Below are 17,306 nucleotides of genomic sequence, written 5' to 3'. Positions count from 1 at the left end.
CCGCCCCCATGCGCATCGAGGAATCCGAGACCGTGATGGAGACCGCGCTCGCGGCCACCACCGCGGCGACCAGGCCGGATACGGCCACCACAGAGGCCACCACAGAGGCCACGACCGCGGCCACCACCGCGTCCACGGCCGGGGCCACCACCCGAGGCACGGCCGCCACCGCTGCCACACCCGCATCCGGTCCGGCGGGTGGGGAGCGGCTGATCGCGGGCCGCTACCGACTGCTGTCCCGCCTCGGCGAAGGAGGCATGGGCACCGTGTGGCGGGCCCGCGACGAGTCTCTCCACCGGGAGGTCGCCGTCAAGGAGGTGCGGGCCCCGGCCGGGCTGCGAGCCGAGGACGTCGCGCGGATGTACAGCCGGCTGGAACGTGAGGCGTGGGCGGCGGCCCGGATACCCGACCGCAACGTGATCACGGTCCACGACGTGGTCATGGAGGAGGACCGGCCCTGGATCGTGATGGAACTGGTCCAAGGCCGGTCGCTGGCCGAACTCCTGCGGGACGAGGGGCCGCTCACCCCGCGGCAGGCCGCGCGCATCGGCGCCGACGTGTTGAGCGCGCTGCGGTCCGCGCACGCCGTCGGGGTGGAGCACCGCGACGTCAAGCCGGCGAACGTGCTGCTCGCCGAGGACGGACGAGTGGTGCTCAGCGACTTCGGTATCGCCGTGGTCGAGGGCAGCACCGCGCTGACCATGACCGGCGAGCTCGTCGGCTCCCCCGAGTACCTGCCGCCGGAGCGGGCGCTGGGCCGCCCCTCGGGCCCCGAGTCGGACCTGTGGTCGCTCGGCGTCATGCTGTACGCGGCGGTGGAGGGCATCTCCCCGTTCCGGCACGCCACCGCGCTGAGCACCCTGCGGGCCGTCGTGGACGAGGAACCGCCCGTGCCGACCCGCGCCGGCCCTCTCGCCCCGGTCATCGCCGGGTTGCTCCGCAAGGAACCCGCGGAACGCACTCCCGCCGCCGAAGCCGCGATGGCCCTACGGGACATCGCACACGAACCCGACGCCACGACGACCGCCGCCCCCATCCTGCCGACCGTCACGCCACCCGTCCCCGCCACGACACCCGTCCCCACGGCGACCCCGACCACCACGAACGAACCCACCACCACGACCGGGCGCACCGCCACCACCGCACGCACCGCCACGACCGAGTTCGGCACCACGACCGCGCCCGGGACCACCTCGGAACCCGTGACCGAGGGGCCCGCCCGAGTCGAAGCCGCCGAGGCGCGTGCGACTTCCGCCCAGCCCCGCAGGCCTCGTACGGCGGCGCTCCTCGTCGCGGCCGGCGTGGCGGCCTGCGCACTGACCGCGGGCGGGTTGACCTACGCGCTGTCCGGCAACGACGCGGACACCGCGACCGGTTCGGGCGTAAGAATGTCGGTGGCGGGTGCGAACACGACGTACACCGGCAGCTGCCCGACCCCCGAGGGCCGGGCCCCGGCGTTCACCGCGACCTTCACCGCATCCGAACCGACGCTGATCTCCTACCGTTGGGTGTCCGGGGACGGCTCGGTGGTGGATCCGCACTGGCGCACCCTGTCCATCGGCGACAAGGCCAACCCGACGGGCCACGACACCATACGCCTGACCACCTACACGAAGGCGGGCACCCTCACCACCGGCATGGCCGTGGAACTCCAGAGCCCCACCCGCACCCTCTCCAACCCGGTACCCTTCTCGATCACCTGCCGGTGATCACGCCACCGCCCGCCCGGTACCGCCCGGCGGATGTGCCCTAGTTGACCGGGATGATGTCGGGGGCGCCGAGGCGGACCGCGTCGGCGGTGCGGTCGTCCGGCTGTTCTTGAGCCTCGCGTTCGGCGGCCACCCGCTTCGTGTAGTGGTCCACCTCGCGGTCCCGGTGCGCCCGGTCCCAGCCCAGGTGGGGCGCCATCAGTTCGGCGACGGTCCGCGCCGCGTCCACCCCGCGGTCCCAGGACTCGATGGAGATCCGGGTGCGCCGGGCGAGGACGTCCTCCAGGTGGCGTGCGCCCTCGTGGGTCACCGCGTACACGGCCTCCACCCGCAGGTAGTCGTCGGAACTGGGCAGCGGCTCCCCGAGCGAGGGGTCGGCCGTGACCATGGCGAGCAGTTCGTGGACCAGGGAGCCGTAGCGGTTGAGGAGGTGCTCGATCCGGGCGACGTGCAGTCCGGAGGCCCGGGCCAGGCGGTGCCGGGAGTTCCACAGGGCCGGGTAGCCGTCGGCGCCGAGCAGCGGGACGCGTTGGGTGGTGCAGTCGGGCACCTTCTCGTCCAGGCCGCGGACCGCCTCGTCGACCGCGTCCTTGGCCATCACCCGGTACGTCGTGTACTTGCCGCCGGCCACGACGACCAGCCCGGGGACGGGGTGGGCCACCAGGTGCTCACGGGAGAGCTTGCTCGTCTCCGCGGCCTCGCCGGACAGGAGCGGCCGCAGGCCGGCGTAGACGCCTTCGACGTCCTCGGGCGCCAGCGGCGTGGTCAGGACGCTGTTGACGTGGTCCAGCAGGTAGGTGACGTCCTGGGAACTGAGGGCGGGGTGCGCCTTGTCGAGCGTCCAGTCGGTGTCGGTGGTCCCGATGATCCAGTGCCGCCCCCAGGGGATCACGAAGAGCACGCTCTTCTCGGTGCGCAGGATCAGCCCGGTACGGGAGTTGATCCGGTCGCGGGGGACCAGCAGGTGGACGCCCTTGGAGGCGCGTACGTGGAACTGGCCGCGCGTACCGGCCATGGCCTGGGTGTCGTCGGTCCACACACCGGTCGCGTTGATGACCTGCCGGGCCCGTACCGGCCGCTCGTCCCCGGTCTCCAGATCGGTGACGACCGCTCCCACCACACGTTCGCCCTGCCGCAGGAAGCGGCTGACGCGGGCGCGGTTGGCGGCCAGCGCCCCGTAGGCCACCGCCGTGCGGGTGAGGAACATGGTGTGCCGGGCGTCGTCCACCTGGGCGTCCCAGTACTGGATGGCGCCGACCAGGGCGTCGGAGCGCAAGGCGGGGGCCTCTTGCAGGGCGCGGCGTTTGAGCAGGTGGCGGTGGTGCGGCAGCCCGCCGGATTGGCCGGAGGCCGCCGCCATGGTGTCGTACATCAGGACGCCGGCGCCGACGTACGGGCGTTCCCAGACCCGGTGTTGCAGCGGGTAGAGGAACGGAACCGGGCGTACCAGGTGCGGGGCGAGGGTCCGCAGCAGGAGGCCGCGCTCCTTGAGGGCTTCGGCCACCAGGCGGAAGTCGAGCATCTCCAGGTAGCGCAGGCCGCCGTGGATGAGCTTGCTGGACCGGCTGGAGGTGCCCGAAGCCCAGTCGCGGGCTTCGACGAGCCCGACCCGCAGGCCCCGGGTGGCCGCGTCCAGGGCGGCTCCGGCGCCGACGACGCCGCCCCCGACGACGAGGACGTCGAGTTCGCCCTCCGCCATGTCGGCCAGGGCCCGGGTGCGTGCCTCGGGTGAGAGAGCCGCAGGATCGACCATCGTCTTCTCCTTTCCTCCCCCCTCGACCCTCCCCTCGGCTGCGCCCCAGCGCTCCTACGCCCCTTCGCGTGCTGCTGTTCGGCCGCCCGTTCGGCCGGGCCTGTTCGACCCGGCCTGTACGACCGGCCTGTTCGGGCGGGCCTATTCGACCTTGGCCCAGTCGAGCGTCCGCTCCACCGCCTTCTTCCAGCCCTCGTAGCCCTCCGCGCGCTGCTCCTCGGACCACTGGGGCTGCCAGCGCTTGGACTCCTGCCAGTGGGTGCGCAGTTCGTCGGTGTCCCGCCAGAATCCGGTGGCGAGACCCGCGGCGTAGGCGGCGCCGAGCGCCGTCGTCTCGGCGACGACCGGTCGGCTGACGGGGACGCCGAGGACATCGGCCTGGATCTGCATGCACAGGTCGTTCGCGGTGACGCCGCCGTCGACCTTGAGCACGTCGAGGTGGACGCCGGAGTCCTGTTCCATGGCCTCGACCACGTCGCGGCTCTGGTAGCAGATGGCCTCCAGGGCGGCTCGGGCCAGGTGGCCGTTGTCGTGGTAGCGGGCGAGGCCGACGATGGCGCCGCGGGCGTCGGAGCGCCAGTACGGGGCGAACAGGCCCGAGAAGGCGGGGACGAAGTAGATGCCGCCGCTGTCCTCGACGGTGCGGGCCAGTCGTTCGCTCTCCGCGGCGTCGCTGATGATCTTCAGCTGGTCGCGCAGCCACTGGATCGCCGAGCCCGTCACGGCGATGGACCCTTCGAGCGCGTACACGGCCGGCTCGTCGCCGAACTGGTAGGCCACGGTGGTCAGGAGGCCGTGTTGGGAGCGGACCAGCTCGGTGCCCGTGTTGAGGACGAGGAAGTTGCCGGTGCCGTACGTGTTCTTGGCCTCGCCGGGCGCGTAGCAGACCTGGCCGACCGTGGCCGCCTGCTGGTCGCCGAGGACGCCGGTGATGGGGATGGCCTCGCGCAGTGGCCGGGAGGTGCGGGTGCGACCGTACGCCTCCGGGTGGGAGGACGGGTTGATGGTCGGCAGCATCGACCTCGGGACGTTGAAGAAGCCCAGCAGCTCGTCGTCCCAGTCGAGGGTCTCCAGGTCCATCAGCATGGTGCGGCTGGCGTTGGTCACGTCGGTGGCGTGGATGCCGCCGTCGGGCCCGCCGGTGAGGTTCCACAACACCCAGCAGTCGGTGTTGCCGAAGAGGGCGTGGCCCTGCTCGGCCGCCTCGCGGACGCCGTCGACGTTCTCCAGGATCCACTGGATCTTGCCCCCGGAGAAGTAGGTGGCCGGTGGCAGGCCCGCCTTGCGGCGTATGACCTCGCCCTGTCCTGAACGCTCCAGCGCAGCCGCGATGGAGTCGGTGCGGGTGTCCTGCCAGACGATGGCGTTGTAGTAGGGACGGCCGGTCCGGGGATCCCAGACGACGGTCGTCTCCCGCTGGTTGGTGACGCCGATGGCCGCCAGGTCGGAAGCCGAGAGGTTCCCGTGCCGCAGGGCGTTCTGGATCACGGAGTTGGTGCGTTCCCAGATCTCGACCGGGTCGTGCTCGACCCACCCGGCACGGGGGAGGATCTGGGAGTGCTCCAGCTGGTGCCTCGCGACCTCGTTGCCCGCGTGGTCGAAGACCATGAAACGGGTGCTCGTGGTCCCCTGGTCCACTGCTCCGACGAAGTCAGCCATGGGAGGCCTCCTCTCTTGCGCCGGTCACGTCTCTGTCGCCGTCGCCGGTCACGACGCGCTCACGACTCGTCCGGGGCGGGGATCCGGCCGGGGGGCTCCGGCTCGGCGGTCGGCAGGAACCGACCGATGAAGAACTTGTACAGACCCGCTCCCAGCACGCCGCCGATCAGCGGGCCGATGATCGGGACCCAGAAGTAGAAGTGCCCGTACTGATCTCGCCACGCTCCGCCGTAGCCGGTCAGGAAGCTGGCCAGCCGGGGGCCGAAGTCACGTGCCGGGTTGATCGCGTATCCGGCGTTGGTGCCCCAGGCCATGCCGATCGCGACCACGATCAGGCCGACGATGAACGGGGCCAGGTTGGCGCCGGGAGGTGTGTTGAGGAGGTCGGTGACCGCGAGGATCAGCAGCAGCAGGATCGCCGTGCCGATGACCTGGTCGCGCAGCGCTCCCCACTCGGTGACCGGCAGGTTCGGGTTGCCGTTGGCCGGCAGGGTGGAGAAGACGACCTGCGTCTTGATCGTGTGCCCCGGGTCGGCCTTCGCCAGCGCCTCGGTGTAGTTCCACCGGACGATCATGGCCGCCACGAAGGCGCCGGCGGTCTGGGCCACCGCGTACGGGGCCACTTTGCGCCACGGAAAGCCCTTGAACGTCGCCAGGGCCACGGTGACCGCCGGGTTCAGGTGGGCGCCGCTCAGTCGCGCGGCGACGTAGACGCCGAGGGTGACGCCGAGGCCCCAGGCCCAGGCGATGCTGTCGTGGTTTCCGAGGCCGCCCGCCGGATCGGTGAGGGCTCCGCCGGCCACGACTTGGGCCACCACGCCGCATCCGAAGAGGATGAGGATCATGGTGCCGGCGAACTCGGCCGAGAGTTCGCCGATCAGGCCTGAATTCTTGAGTCGGTTGGCCATGGGGGCCCCCTTCTCGTCGGCCCGAGGGCCGGCAGTCGTACTGCGCCGAATCCCCCAAAAAGCGGTGCAATACGGAATATCTTCCCTCTCGTATGGCACCCATGCACGCGGGACCGTTTCGACCCTCCGCGGGAACGGCACCCTCAACGGCACCCTCGCGGACACGCCTGGTGCGGCCGCACACTGGGGTGAGGCGTGCGGTCACAGCCGCCCGCCGACCGCCACCGGCCACCCGGGAGGTACCCGATGAACATGCTGATCAACAGTGCGGAGACGGTGGTTGCCGATGCCCTTCGGGGGATGGCCGCCGCCCACCCGGAACTCGACGTGGACGTGGAAGGTCGGGTGATCGTACGGCGCGACGCCCGGGAGGGCAGCCGGGTCGGCCTGGTCTCCGGCGGGGGCTCCGGACACGAACCCCTCCACGGCGGTTTCGTCGGGTACGGGATGCTGTCGGCCGCGTGCCCCGGAGAGGTGTTCACCTCGCCGGTGCCCGACCAGATGGTCCGGGCTGCCGGCGCCGTGAACGCGGGGCAGGGGGTGCTGTTCGTCGTCAAGAACTACACCGGCGACGTCCTCAACTTCGACATGGCCGCCGAACTCGCGGAGGAGGACGGCATCCGGATCGAGAAGGTGCTGGTCGACGACGACGTCGCGGTGACCGACAGCCTCTACACGGCCGGGCGGCGCGGCACCGGGGCCACGCTCTTCGTCGAGAAGATCGCCGGGGCCGCCGCCGAGGGAGGCGCCCCGCTGGAGCGGGTCGCCATGCTGGCCCGACGGGTCAACGAGTCCTCGCGCAGCTTCGGCGTGGCCCTGAGCGCCTGCTCCACCCCCGCCAAGGGCAGCCCGACCTTCGACCTGCCCGACGGCGAGCTGGAACTCGGCGTCGGGATCCACGGCGAACCGGGCCGCGAGCGTCGCGCGATGATGCCGTCCAGGGAGATCGCCGACTTCGCGGTGGGCGCCGTACTGGAGGACCTGGCACAGGTGGCTCCGGCCGACGGACCGGTGTTGGCGCTGGTCAACGGCATGGGCGCGACGCCGCTGCTGGAGCTGTACGGGTTCCACGCCGAGGTCGCGCGGGTCCTGGCGGCCCGGGGCGTGCCCGTGGAGCGCACGCTCGTCGGGAACTACGTCACCTCGCTGGACATGGCGGGATGCTCGGTGACCCTGTGCCGGGCGGACGAGGAACTGCTGCGGCTGTGGGACGCGCCCGTAAGGACGCCCGCGCTGCGGTGGGGGTGCTGACCGGCCGCGACGGGGCGGGCGGGGACCGGGTGGACCGAGGCGAGGCGAGGAGATCCCATGCGTGACGCAGACTTCTTCCGGCGCTGGATGGTGGCCGCGGCGGCCTCCGTCGAGCGCGAGGCGGACCGGCTGACCGAGCTCGACTCCCCGATCGGGGACGCCGACCACGGCAGCAACCTGCTGCGCGGGTTCACCGCCGTCCGGACCGCCCTGGACGCGGAGCCCCCCGCCACGCCCGGAGCCGTGCTCCAGCTCGCCGGCCGCACCCTGATCTCGACCGTCGGCGGCGCCTCGGGACCGCTGTACGGGACGCTGCTGCGGCGCACCGGCAAGGAACTCGGTGACGGGGTCGAGGTCGGTGACGAGGAGCTGCGCGAGGCCCTGCGGGCCGGAGTGGACGCGGTGGCGCGCCTGGGCGGGGCCGCGCCGGGCGACAAGACCATGCTGGACGCCTGGACCCCGGCGATCGACGCCCTCGCCACCTCCTACCGGGCGGCCGCGGACGCCGCCGAAGAGGGCGCGGAGGCGACGATCCCGCTGGTGGCGCGCAAGGGCCGGGCCAGCTACCTGGGGGAGCGGAGCATCGGACACCAGGACCCGGGCGCGACCTCGTCGGCGCTGCTGCTGGAGGCGCTGGCGGACACCGCGGACGCGGACGGCGCCGGCGCGGGCGGTGCGTCATGACGGGGGCGGAGGCGGGCGCGGGGGCCGGGGCGGCGGCGCAGCCGGGAGCGGGCGCCACCGGCGCGGGATCCGGGCCGGTCGGCGTCGTACTGGTCTCGCACAGCGCCGCGGTCGCCGACGCGGTGGCCGAGCTCGCGCGGGGGCTGGCGGCGGGCGGTCCGGTGGTCCCGGTGGCCGCGGCGGGCGGTACCGCCGACGGCGGTCTGGGTACGAGCGCCGCGCGGATCGTCGCCGCCGCGCGCGAAGTGGACGGCGGCGCGGGGATAGCCCTGCTGGTGGACCTCGGCAGCGCCGTCCTGACCGTCAAGGCCCTCCTGGAGGACGACGAGCTGCCGGCCGGAGCGCGGTTGCTGGACGCACCGTTCGTGGAGGGCGCGGTGGCGGCGGTCGTCGCCGCGTCGGCGGGAGCCCCCCTCGACGCGGTCGCCTCGGCGGCCGGGGAGGCGTACACGTACCGCAAGACCTGACCTGACCTGATGCGGCGGGCCCCTTCCCGGGGGCGTGGTCGCACCGCCGAGCCGTGCGCGTTTTACCCAAGATTGTCCCAAGGTAGGGCCAAATCGGCTCCGGCGCCGGACCCTCCGAGGCCCGCTCCGCATAGCTTGTGGCGGCGTGACCCCCGATGCGCAGAGCCACGACGGCGGGCGGACCCCGGGGCGGCGTCGGTTCGTCCGGGCCGCCGTGGCGGGAGCGGCGGCCATCGGCGCCGGCCTCGCCGCCGGCGCACCCGACGCCCCGCCCCCCGGCCGCCCCCGCGCGCCCCGCGCCCGGCCGTCCACACCACGGGCGGCGCTGGGGGAGCTGGTCGCGGGGAACCTCCGCTGGCAGACCCTCCACGAGCGGCATCCCGACGAGACGCGGACCATCCGCCGGGAGCTGGTGGCCGGGCAGCACCCCTTCGCCGTGGTCCTGGGCTGCGTCGACTCCCGGGTGCCCCCGGAGCTGGTCTTCGACCAGGGGCTCGGGGACCTGATGACCGTGCGTTCGGCCGGCCAGGTCCTGGACGCGGCGGTGCTGGGCAGCGTCGCCTACGGGGTGCTGGAGTTGGGCATTCCGCTGGTCGTGGTGCTGGGCCACCAGTCGTGCGGGGCCGTGGCGGCCGCCGTCCACGCCGACGAGGAGGGGGCGGAGCTGCCCGGCCCGCTGCGCTACCTCGGACAGCAGATCCGCCCGGCGATCGACCACCGGCTGCGCGGGGAGGCCCGTACCGACGCCGCGGTCACCGCGAACGCACGGCTGGTGCGGTCCCGGCTGGCCGCCGAGCCGGACCTCGCCGCGAGGATCACGGCGGGCGAACTGGCCGTCCTCGCGGCCCGCTACGAACTGACCAGCCAGCGGGTCCAACGGGTCACCTGACGCCGGCCGGAGCGTGCCCACGGCCGCGGACTTGCGCTGGGGGAGCAGGCTGAAACGTCCCGGTCGACGGGCGATGCCCATGAAGCGTGCAGCTGAACGGCCCCCACACGACAGGATTCCGGCGATCCGCCCGATGCCCGGACGGAGTGCGAGACCTCCGCGCCGGACAGCTCCTGGCGCGCACCCGCGAACGAGCTGCCCGTGCACCCGAGTTCCGACCGGTACGACGCCTCGATCGGCTCGACGGGGGCCCTCCACCCGGACTTCGGGTCGGGTCTCAGCGAAGGTCGGCCCTTCGGCATCCCCCTCACGGTCTCGGACGCGCGCGTGCCGGAATCGGTCACCGGACTCGGCAGCCGCCGCGCCCCGGTAGGTCCACCGGAGACGTTCCCCCGGCGCCGGGTCGTCGAGGGCGCGTCACAGCTGGTGGGGCCAGACACTGACATCGCCCCGTCCGACGCGGACTTGGATCCACGCCCCATCGGCGCCGTCCGGGGGCGACGGCCCGGCGACGTCGAACAGGATCAACGTTCCCCCCACGTCCAAGACGGCCGCACCGTCCTCGGTGAGACTCAGCCGCCCTTGGAAGACGATGCGGTCGCCGTCCTCCGACAGCTCGGACCGGGCGGAAGGCGCCGGTCCCGCGTTGAGCGACCAGACGATGTCCTCATCGACGGTCCACTCGACGTGGTGATCACCGGCCACCGCAACGGTGGCGCCTTGCCAGAACACCACGACGGTTCCCACCGCGGAGCGCACCCGGACCGTCATGGGCGTCGCCGGGTCCTGCCGCACCGCCTCGATTTCGACCCACACCGGGCCATCATCCCCGGCCTCCTGGGAATGCGGGAGAGCCCTTGCGGCGGGGCCCCTCACGGCGGGGCCCCTCACGGCGGGGCCCCTCACGGCGGGGCCCTACGGCGTGGCCCTACGGCAGGGCCCAGACGTACTTGCCGCCGCCCACCCAGTGGACCGCCTCCAGGTCGTCGAGGTCGTGGATGGTGATGCCCGCCTCGGAGGCGATGAGGAGCACGTCCGTCATCGACATGGCCCTGCCGACGAACTCCCCGTCCACCTCCACGATGCGGAAGGGCGGGTGGCCGGGTTGCGGTCCGAGGACGGTGACCCTGGCCGCGGGCATGTAAGGCGTCGAGCTTTCGGTCATGCGGAAACGGTTCCACGTCCCGCCCACCGATGCGCGCGGCGACACGAACGGAAAGCCGCCCGCCCGGGCCCGCCCACCCCACCGCGCCGAAGGGCGGGGTCGCGGTCCGCTGCGATGACCGCCAGTCGGGTGACCGCGCCGGGTCCGTCGCGGGTGTCGGGGTGCGCGCGGGCGCGGGGGCCGTCGAGCGCCACGAGGATCTGGAGGGTCGTCACGTACGGCTCCTCCGCACGGAACTCCGCGCGCGGGACCTCGTCACGGAGGGCATGCGCCCAGCACACCGGAGGCCCCCATGGAGTCCACGCCCCCCGACCCGCCCCCGGACCAGGGCGGCGCCCCCGACCCGCCCCCGCCGCCGCGACCGGCCGCGGAGCGTGCGGGCCGGGTCGAGGCCCACGGCATCGACCACATCCCCGACTCCGAGCGCCACGGCCGCCCCCGTGACCTCTTCGCCGTCTGGGCGGCGGCCAACGTGAACTACCTGAGCCTGGTGATCGGCGCCGCGCTGGTGCTCATGGGCCTGAGCCTGTGGCGGTCCGTGGCCGTGATCCTCGTGGGCAACCTGTTCTGGCTGCTCACCGGGCTCGTCGCCACCTCGGGGCCGGCCGCCGGCGCGCCCAGCGAGGTGATCACGCGGGCGATGTACGGGGTCATCGGCAACCGCGTGATGAACGCGATCGGCGGCTGGCTGGTCTCCGTCTGCTACTTCGCCCTCAACCTGGCCGCCGCCGCGACCGCCGCGTTCGCCCTGGTGGAACTGACCGGCATCACCGCGGTAGGCGCGGTCAAGGCCGCCGTGATCGTGCTGATCGCCGCGCTCACGCTCGTGATCAGCGTGTACGGCCACGCGATGATCATGCGGATCTACCTTCCGATCACCCTGGCCCTGGCCGCGGTGTTCACCGTCGTGGCCTTCGCGGTGATCGCGCACACCGACTTCGCCCACCGGCCCGCCGGGCCGCCGCCGACCGGGGCCGGCCAATGGGCCGTCCTCCTCGCCGGAACCACCCTGATCGCCTCCGCCCCCCTGTCGTACGGCACCAGCGCCGACTTCTCCCGCTACCTGCCCCGCACATCCCCGCCCGCGGCGGTTGCCGGCTGGACGGCCCTGGGCGCCTTCCTGCCCAGCGTCGTGGTCGGTTCCCTGGGTGCCTTCGCCGCGACCGCGGTGGACATGAGCGACCCGCAGAACGCGCTCCAGCACCTCCTGCCCGGTTGGTTCTCCCCGGTCTTCCTGCTCGCCGTGGTCCTCGGCACGATCGCCGTCAACGCCCTGACCGCCTACAGCGCGGGCCTCGCCCTCCAGGCCGTCGGCCTGCGGATCCGCCGCTCGGTCAGCGTGCTCTTCGACGGCGTCGTCGCCGTCGCGCTGACCCTGTACGGCCTGCTCGTCTCCGGCCTCCTCGACACCGTCGGCAACGCCCTCCAGTTGATCGTGGTCCTCCTCGGCCCCCTCATGGCCGTCTACGCCACCGACGTCGTGCTGCGCCGGGGCCGCTACGACGGCCTCGCCCTCGCGGACGAGAGCCCCCGCAGCCCCTTCTGGTACACCGCCGGCTTCAACGGGGCCGGGGCCCTCGCCCTCGGCGCGGGCATCGGCGCGGCGGCCCTGTGCGTCGACACCCTCTACACCGGCCCCGTCGCCGCCGCCCTCGGAGGCGTGGACCTCTCCCTGCCCGCCGGGATGCTGGTCTCCGCCGCCCTCTACGCCCTGCTGATGCGCGCCGACCCCACGGTCCGGGCCGCCCGCTCGCTCGGCCCCGTCCGGCTCCGCGCGCCCGTCCGGCGCGGGCGGTCCATCATGGAGGAGGACCGGAGGTGGACCCGTGGAAATGGACGAGTCGCGCAAGGCCTGGGCCATGATCCTCGGCGTCGTCGCGGTGATCCTCTGCGATCTCGCGGCGATCATCCTGATGAACACCGTCGGCAAGTGAAGAGCGAAAGCGGTAGCGGTGCCGCGCTGCCGCGCTACGACGCTGCACGACCTCAGGCGGGCTGCGGCGTGAGCCGCTTGTGCCCCTTGCGGTCGTAGTACGTGGTCATCGCGAAGCCGAACAACAGGGCCAGGACGGTACCGATCGCGATCATGACCCACGACCGCGTCAGGCCGGCATCGCCCCAGGCGTCGAAGTAGAGGATCGCTCGCACCCCGTCGCTGAGCTGCCGCATCGGTTCGAAGTGGGACAGGAAGCGGTAGAAGCCGGGGACCGCCTGGAGGGGCACGGTCGCCCCCGACGAGGGCAGGCCGAGGACGATGAACACGAACATCGACACGAGCTGGCCGATCCCGCCGAACGCGGCGTTGATGGCCTGCACGCCCAGCCCGACGGCGAGGGCCGCGCAGTAGGAGTAGACCCACAGCAGCGGCAGGTGGGAGGCGTCCATGCCGAGGATCACGACGCAGGCCACCAGGACCAGCGAGGAGCTGAGCAGGGTGATGCCCGCGGTCATCGCCATCTTCAGCAGCAGGGTCTGCGTGCGGCTGATCGGCACGGTCGGGCGTCGGGTGTGCCAGGGGCCGATCTCGTTGTCCGCGTAACCGAGCGCCGTGTCGACACCGTTGCTGATGACGTTGCCGCCCATGAACCCGGCCAGTACGAGCAGCAGGGTGTAGTAGAAGGCCGTCAGGCCGAGGCCGCTTTTCGTGCCGATCGGGTGGCCGACCTGGGTGACGACGTTCACCGGGTCGGCGAGCAACAGCTTCGCCGTGGGGGTCGCCCGGTCGCCGACCGCCGCCGTGAGCTGCCCGCCGATGGCCTGCGAGGCCTGGCGCGCGGCCTTGGTCGTGATCTGAGTGGCGAGGGAGGATCCGAGGCTGCCCTTGCCGGGGTTGGTGAGCAGGGTGATCGTCGGCTTTCGGGTGGCGCCCGGCGTGGTGAGCGCGCTCACGTCGTCGGTGAAGCCCGCCGGGACGACCAGGGCCCCGTAGACCTTGCCGGAGTCGAGCTGATCCTGGGCCTGCTTCCGGGTGAGCCTGCGCCACTCGGACTTGCCGCCGCCGGTGTCGGCCAGGATGGCGTTGGTGACCTGGGCGCCCAGGTTGTCCCGCTGCCCGGCGGGCGGCTTGCCGGTGTCGTCGTTGACGAGGGCGATGGGCAGGTCGCGCAACTCTTGGTTGGGGTTGACGATGCCGCCCATGTACAACAACGACAGCAGGAGGGCGAGCAGCCCCGTGAGGATCGTGGGCACCAGCCACAACCGGGGCCGGCGCAGCAACTTCGCGGCGGTGGCCTGGGGGACGGCGGCCTGAGGGGCGGCGGGCTCGGCCATGGTTCTCCGTGGGTTCCGGGCGGCGCGGGGTGCGCACGGCGGGTGGGGGCGGCCGACCGTGGCTGTGATGTCGTGAGTACCGCCGGGTAGTCCAGCATGGGCCCCGCGCCCCCACCACCCGCCGCACGCCTCGCCCCGCTCCCCCCGATGCAGTACGACCCGCACCGGCGGGCGGCGGTCCGGCGCCGCCCGCTCGTCGTCCGGGGGCGGTTACCGGTGGGGAAGCGGAGGGAAGGGGGCGGCGTGTGGGGCGACCGGGGACCGGGGGGTGGCCTCGAAGCGGAACGGGACGAAAGAGCCGTCCAGTTGTGCGAAGATTCCGTGCCCGGTTCGTGTGGACCGGGTGACAAGGGGAAACAAGTGATACCGAAGAGGTTCAGGCCCGCCGCCATCGCGGCCCTGACCGTAGCCCTCGCGTCCGGAAGCCTGTTCGCCTACTCGGCGAGCGCGGGAACCGGCCCCGAGGCTGCCGATCGTGCCACCGCCGACACCTTCGCGCGCATGGCCGACGACGTGCTCTCCCATCGCACCCAGGCCCTGGTCGAGGACCGGGCGGGGCACCGCAACTCCGCCCCGGCGGCGGCGAAGACGCGCATGTCGTCCCAGTTGAAGAAGGACGAGGACGCGGCGATATCCACCCTGCGTTCCCGCAGGACCCGGCTGGCGGACCTCGGCGAGGCCTACACGGGCGCCGACACCCGCGTCTCCGTGGACCGCGCCACGATCACCGGCGGTAAGGCGACCGTCCAGGTCACCGAGCAGTCCACGCTCACCTACAAGAAGGTGCGCGGGGACGAGCCGGCCACCACCGACTTCCGTACGCGCTACGAGCTGAAGCTCACCAGCAAGCGGGGCGGAGGCTGGGAACTGGACTCCATCAAGTCCCAGGAGAACGGCCCCGTCGCGGTCAACGAGCCCGTGGCGGCCAAGCAGAACGTCGTCAAGGACGACGGCAATCAGTACCCCGACGGCACCCCCGCGGCCACCAAGTACCCCGCCACGCCCAAGCCCAAGGCGAAGGCGGGCGGCACCTACGACTACGCCGCCATGGCCAAGTACGCGGAGAAGTACTGGAGCAACTACAACCCCGCGTACCGCAAGTTCACCGGCGCCGGGGGCGATTGCACCAACTTCATCAGCCAGGCCCTGAAGGCCGGTGGCTGGAAGACGGTCCCCGGATCCACCTCGGACTACCGGAACTGGTCCTACGAGAACGCCCGCCAGACCGACTCCTGGGTCGGCGCGAACGAGTGGGCCTGGTTCACGCTGTCCAACCAGCGGGCCGTCAACCTGGCCAACGTCTACCAGACGGACGTCGGCGACATCCTCCAGGTGGACTTCAACAAGGACGGGTCCAAGGACCACTCCATGATGGTGACCTACCGCAGCAGCGCCGGAATGCCGTACGTCACCTACCACTCCACCAACACGTACCGGAAGTCGCTCGCGAGCCTCGTCGCCTCGTACCCGAACGCGACCTACTTCGCCTACCGCACCTGACGGATGCCGCCGGGCCCCTCCCGTCGCGGACGCCACCGCGGCGGGAGGGGCCGGCTCGTGGAGCCGCGGCCCCGACGCCCCTCACGGGCCGGGTTAGAGGACCCGCCGATCCGCGCGCCGCCTCAGCGCCTCGTGGACCAGCCGGCCGACCAGCGCCCCGCCGAACACGACCACCCCGCGAGGCCGAGCGCCGTCGTGCTCCGCCAGGCCTGGCCGGGCAGGGCGAAGAGGCCCTCGATCTCCTTCCGGGCCGTCGGGGACACGCCGAGCCCGTCCCCGAGCCAGTGCGCGAACCCCTGTCCACCGCCGGGGCCGGCCGCGGACACGACGATCAGCAGCGGTACGAGCGTCAGGAACCCCAGGGCCGCGAACCCGAGCGCACGCTGCCACAGGTCGATGTCCCGTACGAGCCCCCAGCGCCGTCCGGCCCGCGCACGACGGACCGCGCTGCGGATCCGGCCCAGGGGCGCGGGCCCGGCCGATCCGCCGGCGGAGGGGGTTCCCATACCCCACCGCTACCCGGCATCGCGTGCGCATCCCCTTCGGTCCGGCTCTGTTCGGATTCCCCGTGTCCTGGGATGAAACGGCCATTCCAGGGCAGAGGCGTGGGTGCCGGGGTGGTCGTCGTGACCCGGCAGGGAACCTGTCGACCTCCAACGATCGGTGGCCACCCCGGTCGTACGACATGGAGAAGGGACCCGGCGGACATGTCCGCCGGGTCCCTTTCGCCTTTCCGATCACGCTCCGGTCCCGCACGCTCCGGTCCCGCGCGGTCCGCTCTCGGGGGCCCGGTCGCGTTCACGGGGCCCCCGGACACCGCGCCGGCTCAGGTGTCGAGCAGCCGGTTCACCAGCGAGCGGTACGCGCGCAGTGCCTGCCGGAGGTCCTCGGTGGCGACCTCCTCACCGCTGTCCCACTGCTTCTCCAGCCCGCTGCGGTGCTCGGCGAGGGTGCCCGCGAAGGTCTGCATGACCTCCGCCACCAGGGTGTCCGCCGAACGCACGGCCTCTCGGGGATCGTCCACGAACCGGCCCTGGATCTCGTGCCACGTCGTGCGGTAGCGCTCCGCCTCCGCCGCGCCCAGCAGCGGCTCGTCCTCACGCTCGGGGTCGCGGTCCGTCCGCGGTACCGGCTCGGGAGCGAACTCGGACTGCTGCCCGGCCTCCTGCCCGAACCCGTCCCGACCGAAGGCGGGCGTCTGCTCGGCCTCCCGGCCCTCGACCCGGTCGCCCTCGACGGGCCGGTCCCCGAAGGGCCGGTCGTCGCCGGGTTCGCCGCCCGGCGCGCGTGCCGGCTCGGCGGCCCGCCCACCCGTCGCCTCGCCCGGGAAGACGGCCGACTCCCGGTCGGCGTCGGCGGGAGGCGCCGGCCGCGCGAGGTCCTCCGTCGTCAGTGCGGGCTCCGACGGCCGCCCGACCTCTTCGTCGCGGTTTCGCATGTCAACGGCTCCTTTGGTCGGAGAGCAGCTCCTCGAACAGGGCGCGGTAGTGCACCATCGCCCCGCGCAGCTCCTCTGTCGTCGCCTCTCCCGCACCGCTGCGCACCTTGACCGCGTGGGCGGCCCGGTACTCCTCCAGCGTGCGGCCGTGCTCGACCGACAGGTCCCGCAACTGCCCGCGGTACCCGTCGGTGGGATAGCCGCGCTCACCCATCAGTCGCGTGACCAGTTCGTCGGCCTCGGACACCGAGTTTTCCGGCCGGTCCACGAACTGCTGCTGCACGCCGGTCCACGCGTCCACGTACTGGGTACGGCGCTCGGGCGGCAGTTCCTTGATGTCGAGTCGGTCGTGACGGGTCTCCCGGGCACGCAGGTCCTTCTCGGCGGACCGCTTGTCGCCCTGTTCCTCGACGGTGCGGTCGTATTCCGGGCCGAACCGTTCCCGTAGGTGTCGCCGTCGGGCCAAGCTCCACATGAGGGCGCTCAGCGCGAGGACGACGACGACCGCCACGACTATGACGGCTATCAGCGTATTGGTTGACATCTCTGGCCTCCGTCCGGGGGCTCTTCGTATTCGATGCGCGGCTGCCCGGGTGCGGGCCGCGCAAACCCG

15 protein-coding genes and 1 pseudogene are annotated in these 17,306 nt (G+C 72.6%); 7 read left to right on the top strand and 9 right to left on the bottom strand.

Annotated features, from left to right (window positions below):
* The first annotated feature begins 8 nt into the window (after window positions 1–8).
* Complete coding sequence (locus ACIOD1_RS10500; RefSeq protein ID WP_401901483.1) at window positions 9–1,709, top strand: serine/threonine-protein kinase; 1,701 nt, start codon at window positions 9–11, stop codon at window positions 1,707–1,709.
* Window positions 1,710–1,749: 40 nt separating this feature from the next.
* On the opposite strand, the gene ACIOD1_RS10495 is transcribed toward ACIOD1_RS10500, so the two are convergent.
* The 3 genes from ACIOD1_RS10495 to ACIOD1_RS10485 form a co-directional block, all read right to left on the bottom strand.
* A complete protein-coding gene (locus ACIOD1_RS10495; protein ID WP_401901481.1) occupies window positions 1,750–3,462 on the bottom strand; it encodes a glycerol-3-phosphate dehydrogenase/oxidase in 1,713 nt (570 codons plus the stop codon).
* A gap of 141 nt (window positions 3,463–3,603) precedes the next feature.
* Complete coding sequence (gene glpK, locus ACIOD1_RS10490) at window positions 3,604–5,121, bottom strand: glycerol kinase GlpK (RefSeq protein ID WP_365612601.1); 1,518 nt, start codon at window positions 5,119–5,121, stop codon at window positions 3,604–3,606.
* Between the two features lie 59 nt (window positions 5,122–5,180).
* The gene (locus ACIOD1_RS10485) at window positions 5,181–6,029 is read right to left on the bottom strand and encodes an MIP/aquaporin family protein (protein ID WP_401901479.1); all 849 of its coding nucleotides are present in this window, start codon (window positions 6,027–6,029) and stop codon (window positions 5,181–5,183) included.
* Window positions 6,030–6,275: 246 nt separating this feature from the next.
* Here ACIOD1_RS10485 and dhaK point away from each other — a divergent pair, with 246 nt between their 5' ends.
* The 4 genes from dhaK to ACIOD1_RS10465 all read left to right on the top strand — a co-directional run bounded on the left by dhaK (window position 6,276) and on the right by ACIOD1_RS10465 (window position 9,320).
* A complete protein-coding gene (dhaK, locus tag ACIOD1_RS10480) occupies window positions 6,276–7,280 on the top strand; it encodes a dihydroxyacetone kinase subunit DhaK (RefSeq protein ID WP_401901477.1) in 1,005 nt (334 codons plus the stop codon).
* A 57-nt stretch (window positions 7,281–7,337) separates the two neighbouring features.
* Window positions 7,338–7,964 (top strand): dihydroxyacetone kinase subunit DhaL, encoded by a 627-nt coding sequence (dhaL, locus tag ACIOD1_RS10475; protein WP_401901475.1) that lies wholly within the window; start codon window positions 7,338–7,340, stop codon window positions 7,962–7,964.
* Window positions 7,961–8,431: a PTS-dependent dihydroxyacetone kinase phosphotransferase subunit DhaM gene (locus ACIOD1_RS10470; RefSeq protein WP_401901474.1), complete on the top strand. Its 471-nt coding sequence runs from the start codon at window positions 7,961–7,963 to the stop codon at window positions 8,429–8,431. Before dhaL ends, ACIOD1_RS10470 begins: the two co-directional genes overlap by 4 nt.
* A 145-nt stretch (window positions 8,432–8,576) precedes the next feature.
* Window positions 8,577–9,320 carry a carbonic anhydrase gene (locus ACIOD1_RS10465; RefSeq protein ID WP_365612615.1) on the top strand — a complete coding sequence of 248 codons (744 nt, stop codon included), beginning with the start codon at window positions 8,577–8,579 and terminating at the stop codon, window positions 9,318–9,320.
* 417 nt (window positions 9,321–9,737) lie between these two features.
* Here the strand turns inward: ACIOD1_RS10465 and ACIOD1_RS10460 are convergent, their stop codons facing one another.
* Together ACIOD1_RS10460 and ACIOD1_RS10455 are read right to left on the bottom strand one after the other, a co-directional pair.
* Complete coding sequence (locus tag ACIOD1_RS10460) at window positions 9,738–10,115, bottom strand: hypothetical protein (RefSeq protein WP_401901471.1); 378 nt, start codon at window positions 10,113–10,115, stop codon at window positions 9,738–9,740.
* Between the two features lie 133 nt (window positions 10,116–10,248).
* Window positions 10,249–10,485, bottom strand: coding sequence for a hypothetical protein (locus ACIOD1_RS10455; protein ID WP_365612621.1), 237 nt, complete (start codon window positions 10,483–10,485; stop codon window positions 10,249–10,251).
* A gap of 292 nt (window positions 10,486–10,777) precedes the next feature.
* Here ACIOD1_RS10455 and ACIOD1_RS10450 point away from each other — a divergent pair.
* Window positions 10,778–12,226: pseudogene (locus tag ACIOD1_RS10450) on the top strand (purine-cytosine permease family protein); the annotation flags it as partial.
* Between the two features lie 245 nt (window positions 12,227–12,471).
* Here the strand turns inward: ACIOD1_RS10450 and ACIOD1_RS10445 are convergent.
* Window positions 12,472–13,755 (bottom strand): DUF3533 domain-containing protein, encoded by a 1,284-nt coding sequence (locus ACIOD1_RS10445; RefSeq protein WP_365612626.1) that lies wholly within the window; start codon window positions 13,753–13,755, stop codon window positions 12,472–12,474.
* Window positions 13,756–14,115: 360 nt separating this feature from the next.
* On the opposite strand from ACIOD1_RS10445, the gene ACIOD1_RS10440 reads away from it, so the two are divergent.
* The gene (locus ACIOD1_RS10440) at window positions 14,116–15,255 is read left to right on the top strand and encodes an amidase domain-containing protein (RefSeq protein WP_365612629.1); all 1,140 of its coding nucleotides are present in this window, start codon (window positions 14,116–14,118) and stop codon (window positions 15,253–15,255) included.
* A gap of 122 nt (window positions 15,256–15,377) precedes the next feature.
* Here ACIOD1_RS10440 and ACIOD1_RS10435 read toward each other — a convergent pair whose 3' ends face one another.
* From ACIOD1_RS10435 to ACIOD1_RS10425, 3 genes are all read right to left on the bottom strand, one after another.
* Entirely contained in the window at window positions 15,378–15,761 is a 384-nt protein-coding gene (locus ACIOD1_RS10435; RefSeq protein ID WP_401901468.1) for a hypothetical protein, read from the bottom strand.
* 320 nt (window positions 15,762–16,081) lie between these two features.
* Window positions 16,082–16,693, bottom strand: a complete 612-nt coding sequence (locus tag ACIOD1_RS10430) for a hypothetical protein (protein WP_365612635.1) — start codon at window positions 16,691–16,693, stop codon at window positions 16,082–16,084.
* Between the two features lies 1 nt (window position 16,694).
* Window positions 16,695–17,237, bottom strand: a complete 543-nt coding sequence (locus ACIOD1_RS10425) for a hypothetical protein (RefSeq protein ID WP_365612638.1) — start codon at window positions 17,235–17,237, stop codon at window positions 16,695–16,697.
* Window positions 17,238–17,306: the final 69 nt, after the last annotated feature.

The organism is Streptomyces sp. NPDC088097 (assembly GCF_044741845.1).
Lineage (GTDB): Bacteria > Actinomycetota > Actinomycetes > Streptomycetales > Streptomycetaceae > Streptomyces.
The sequence above is the reverse complement of the archived record's forward strand: the minus strand, read 5'-3'. Positions and strand labels throughout refer to the sequence as shown.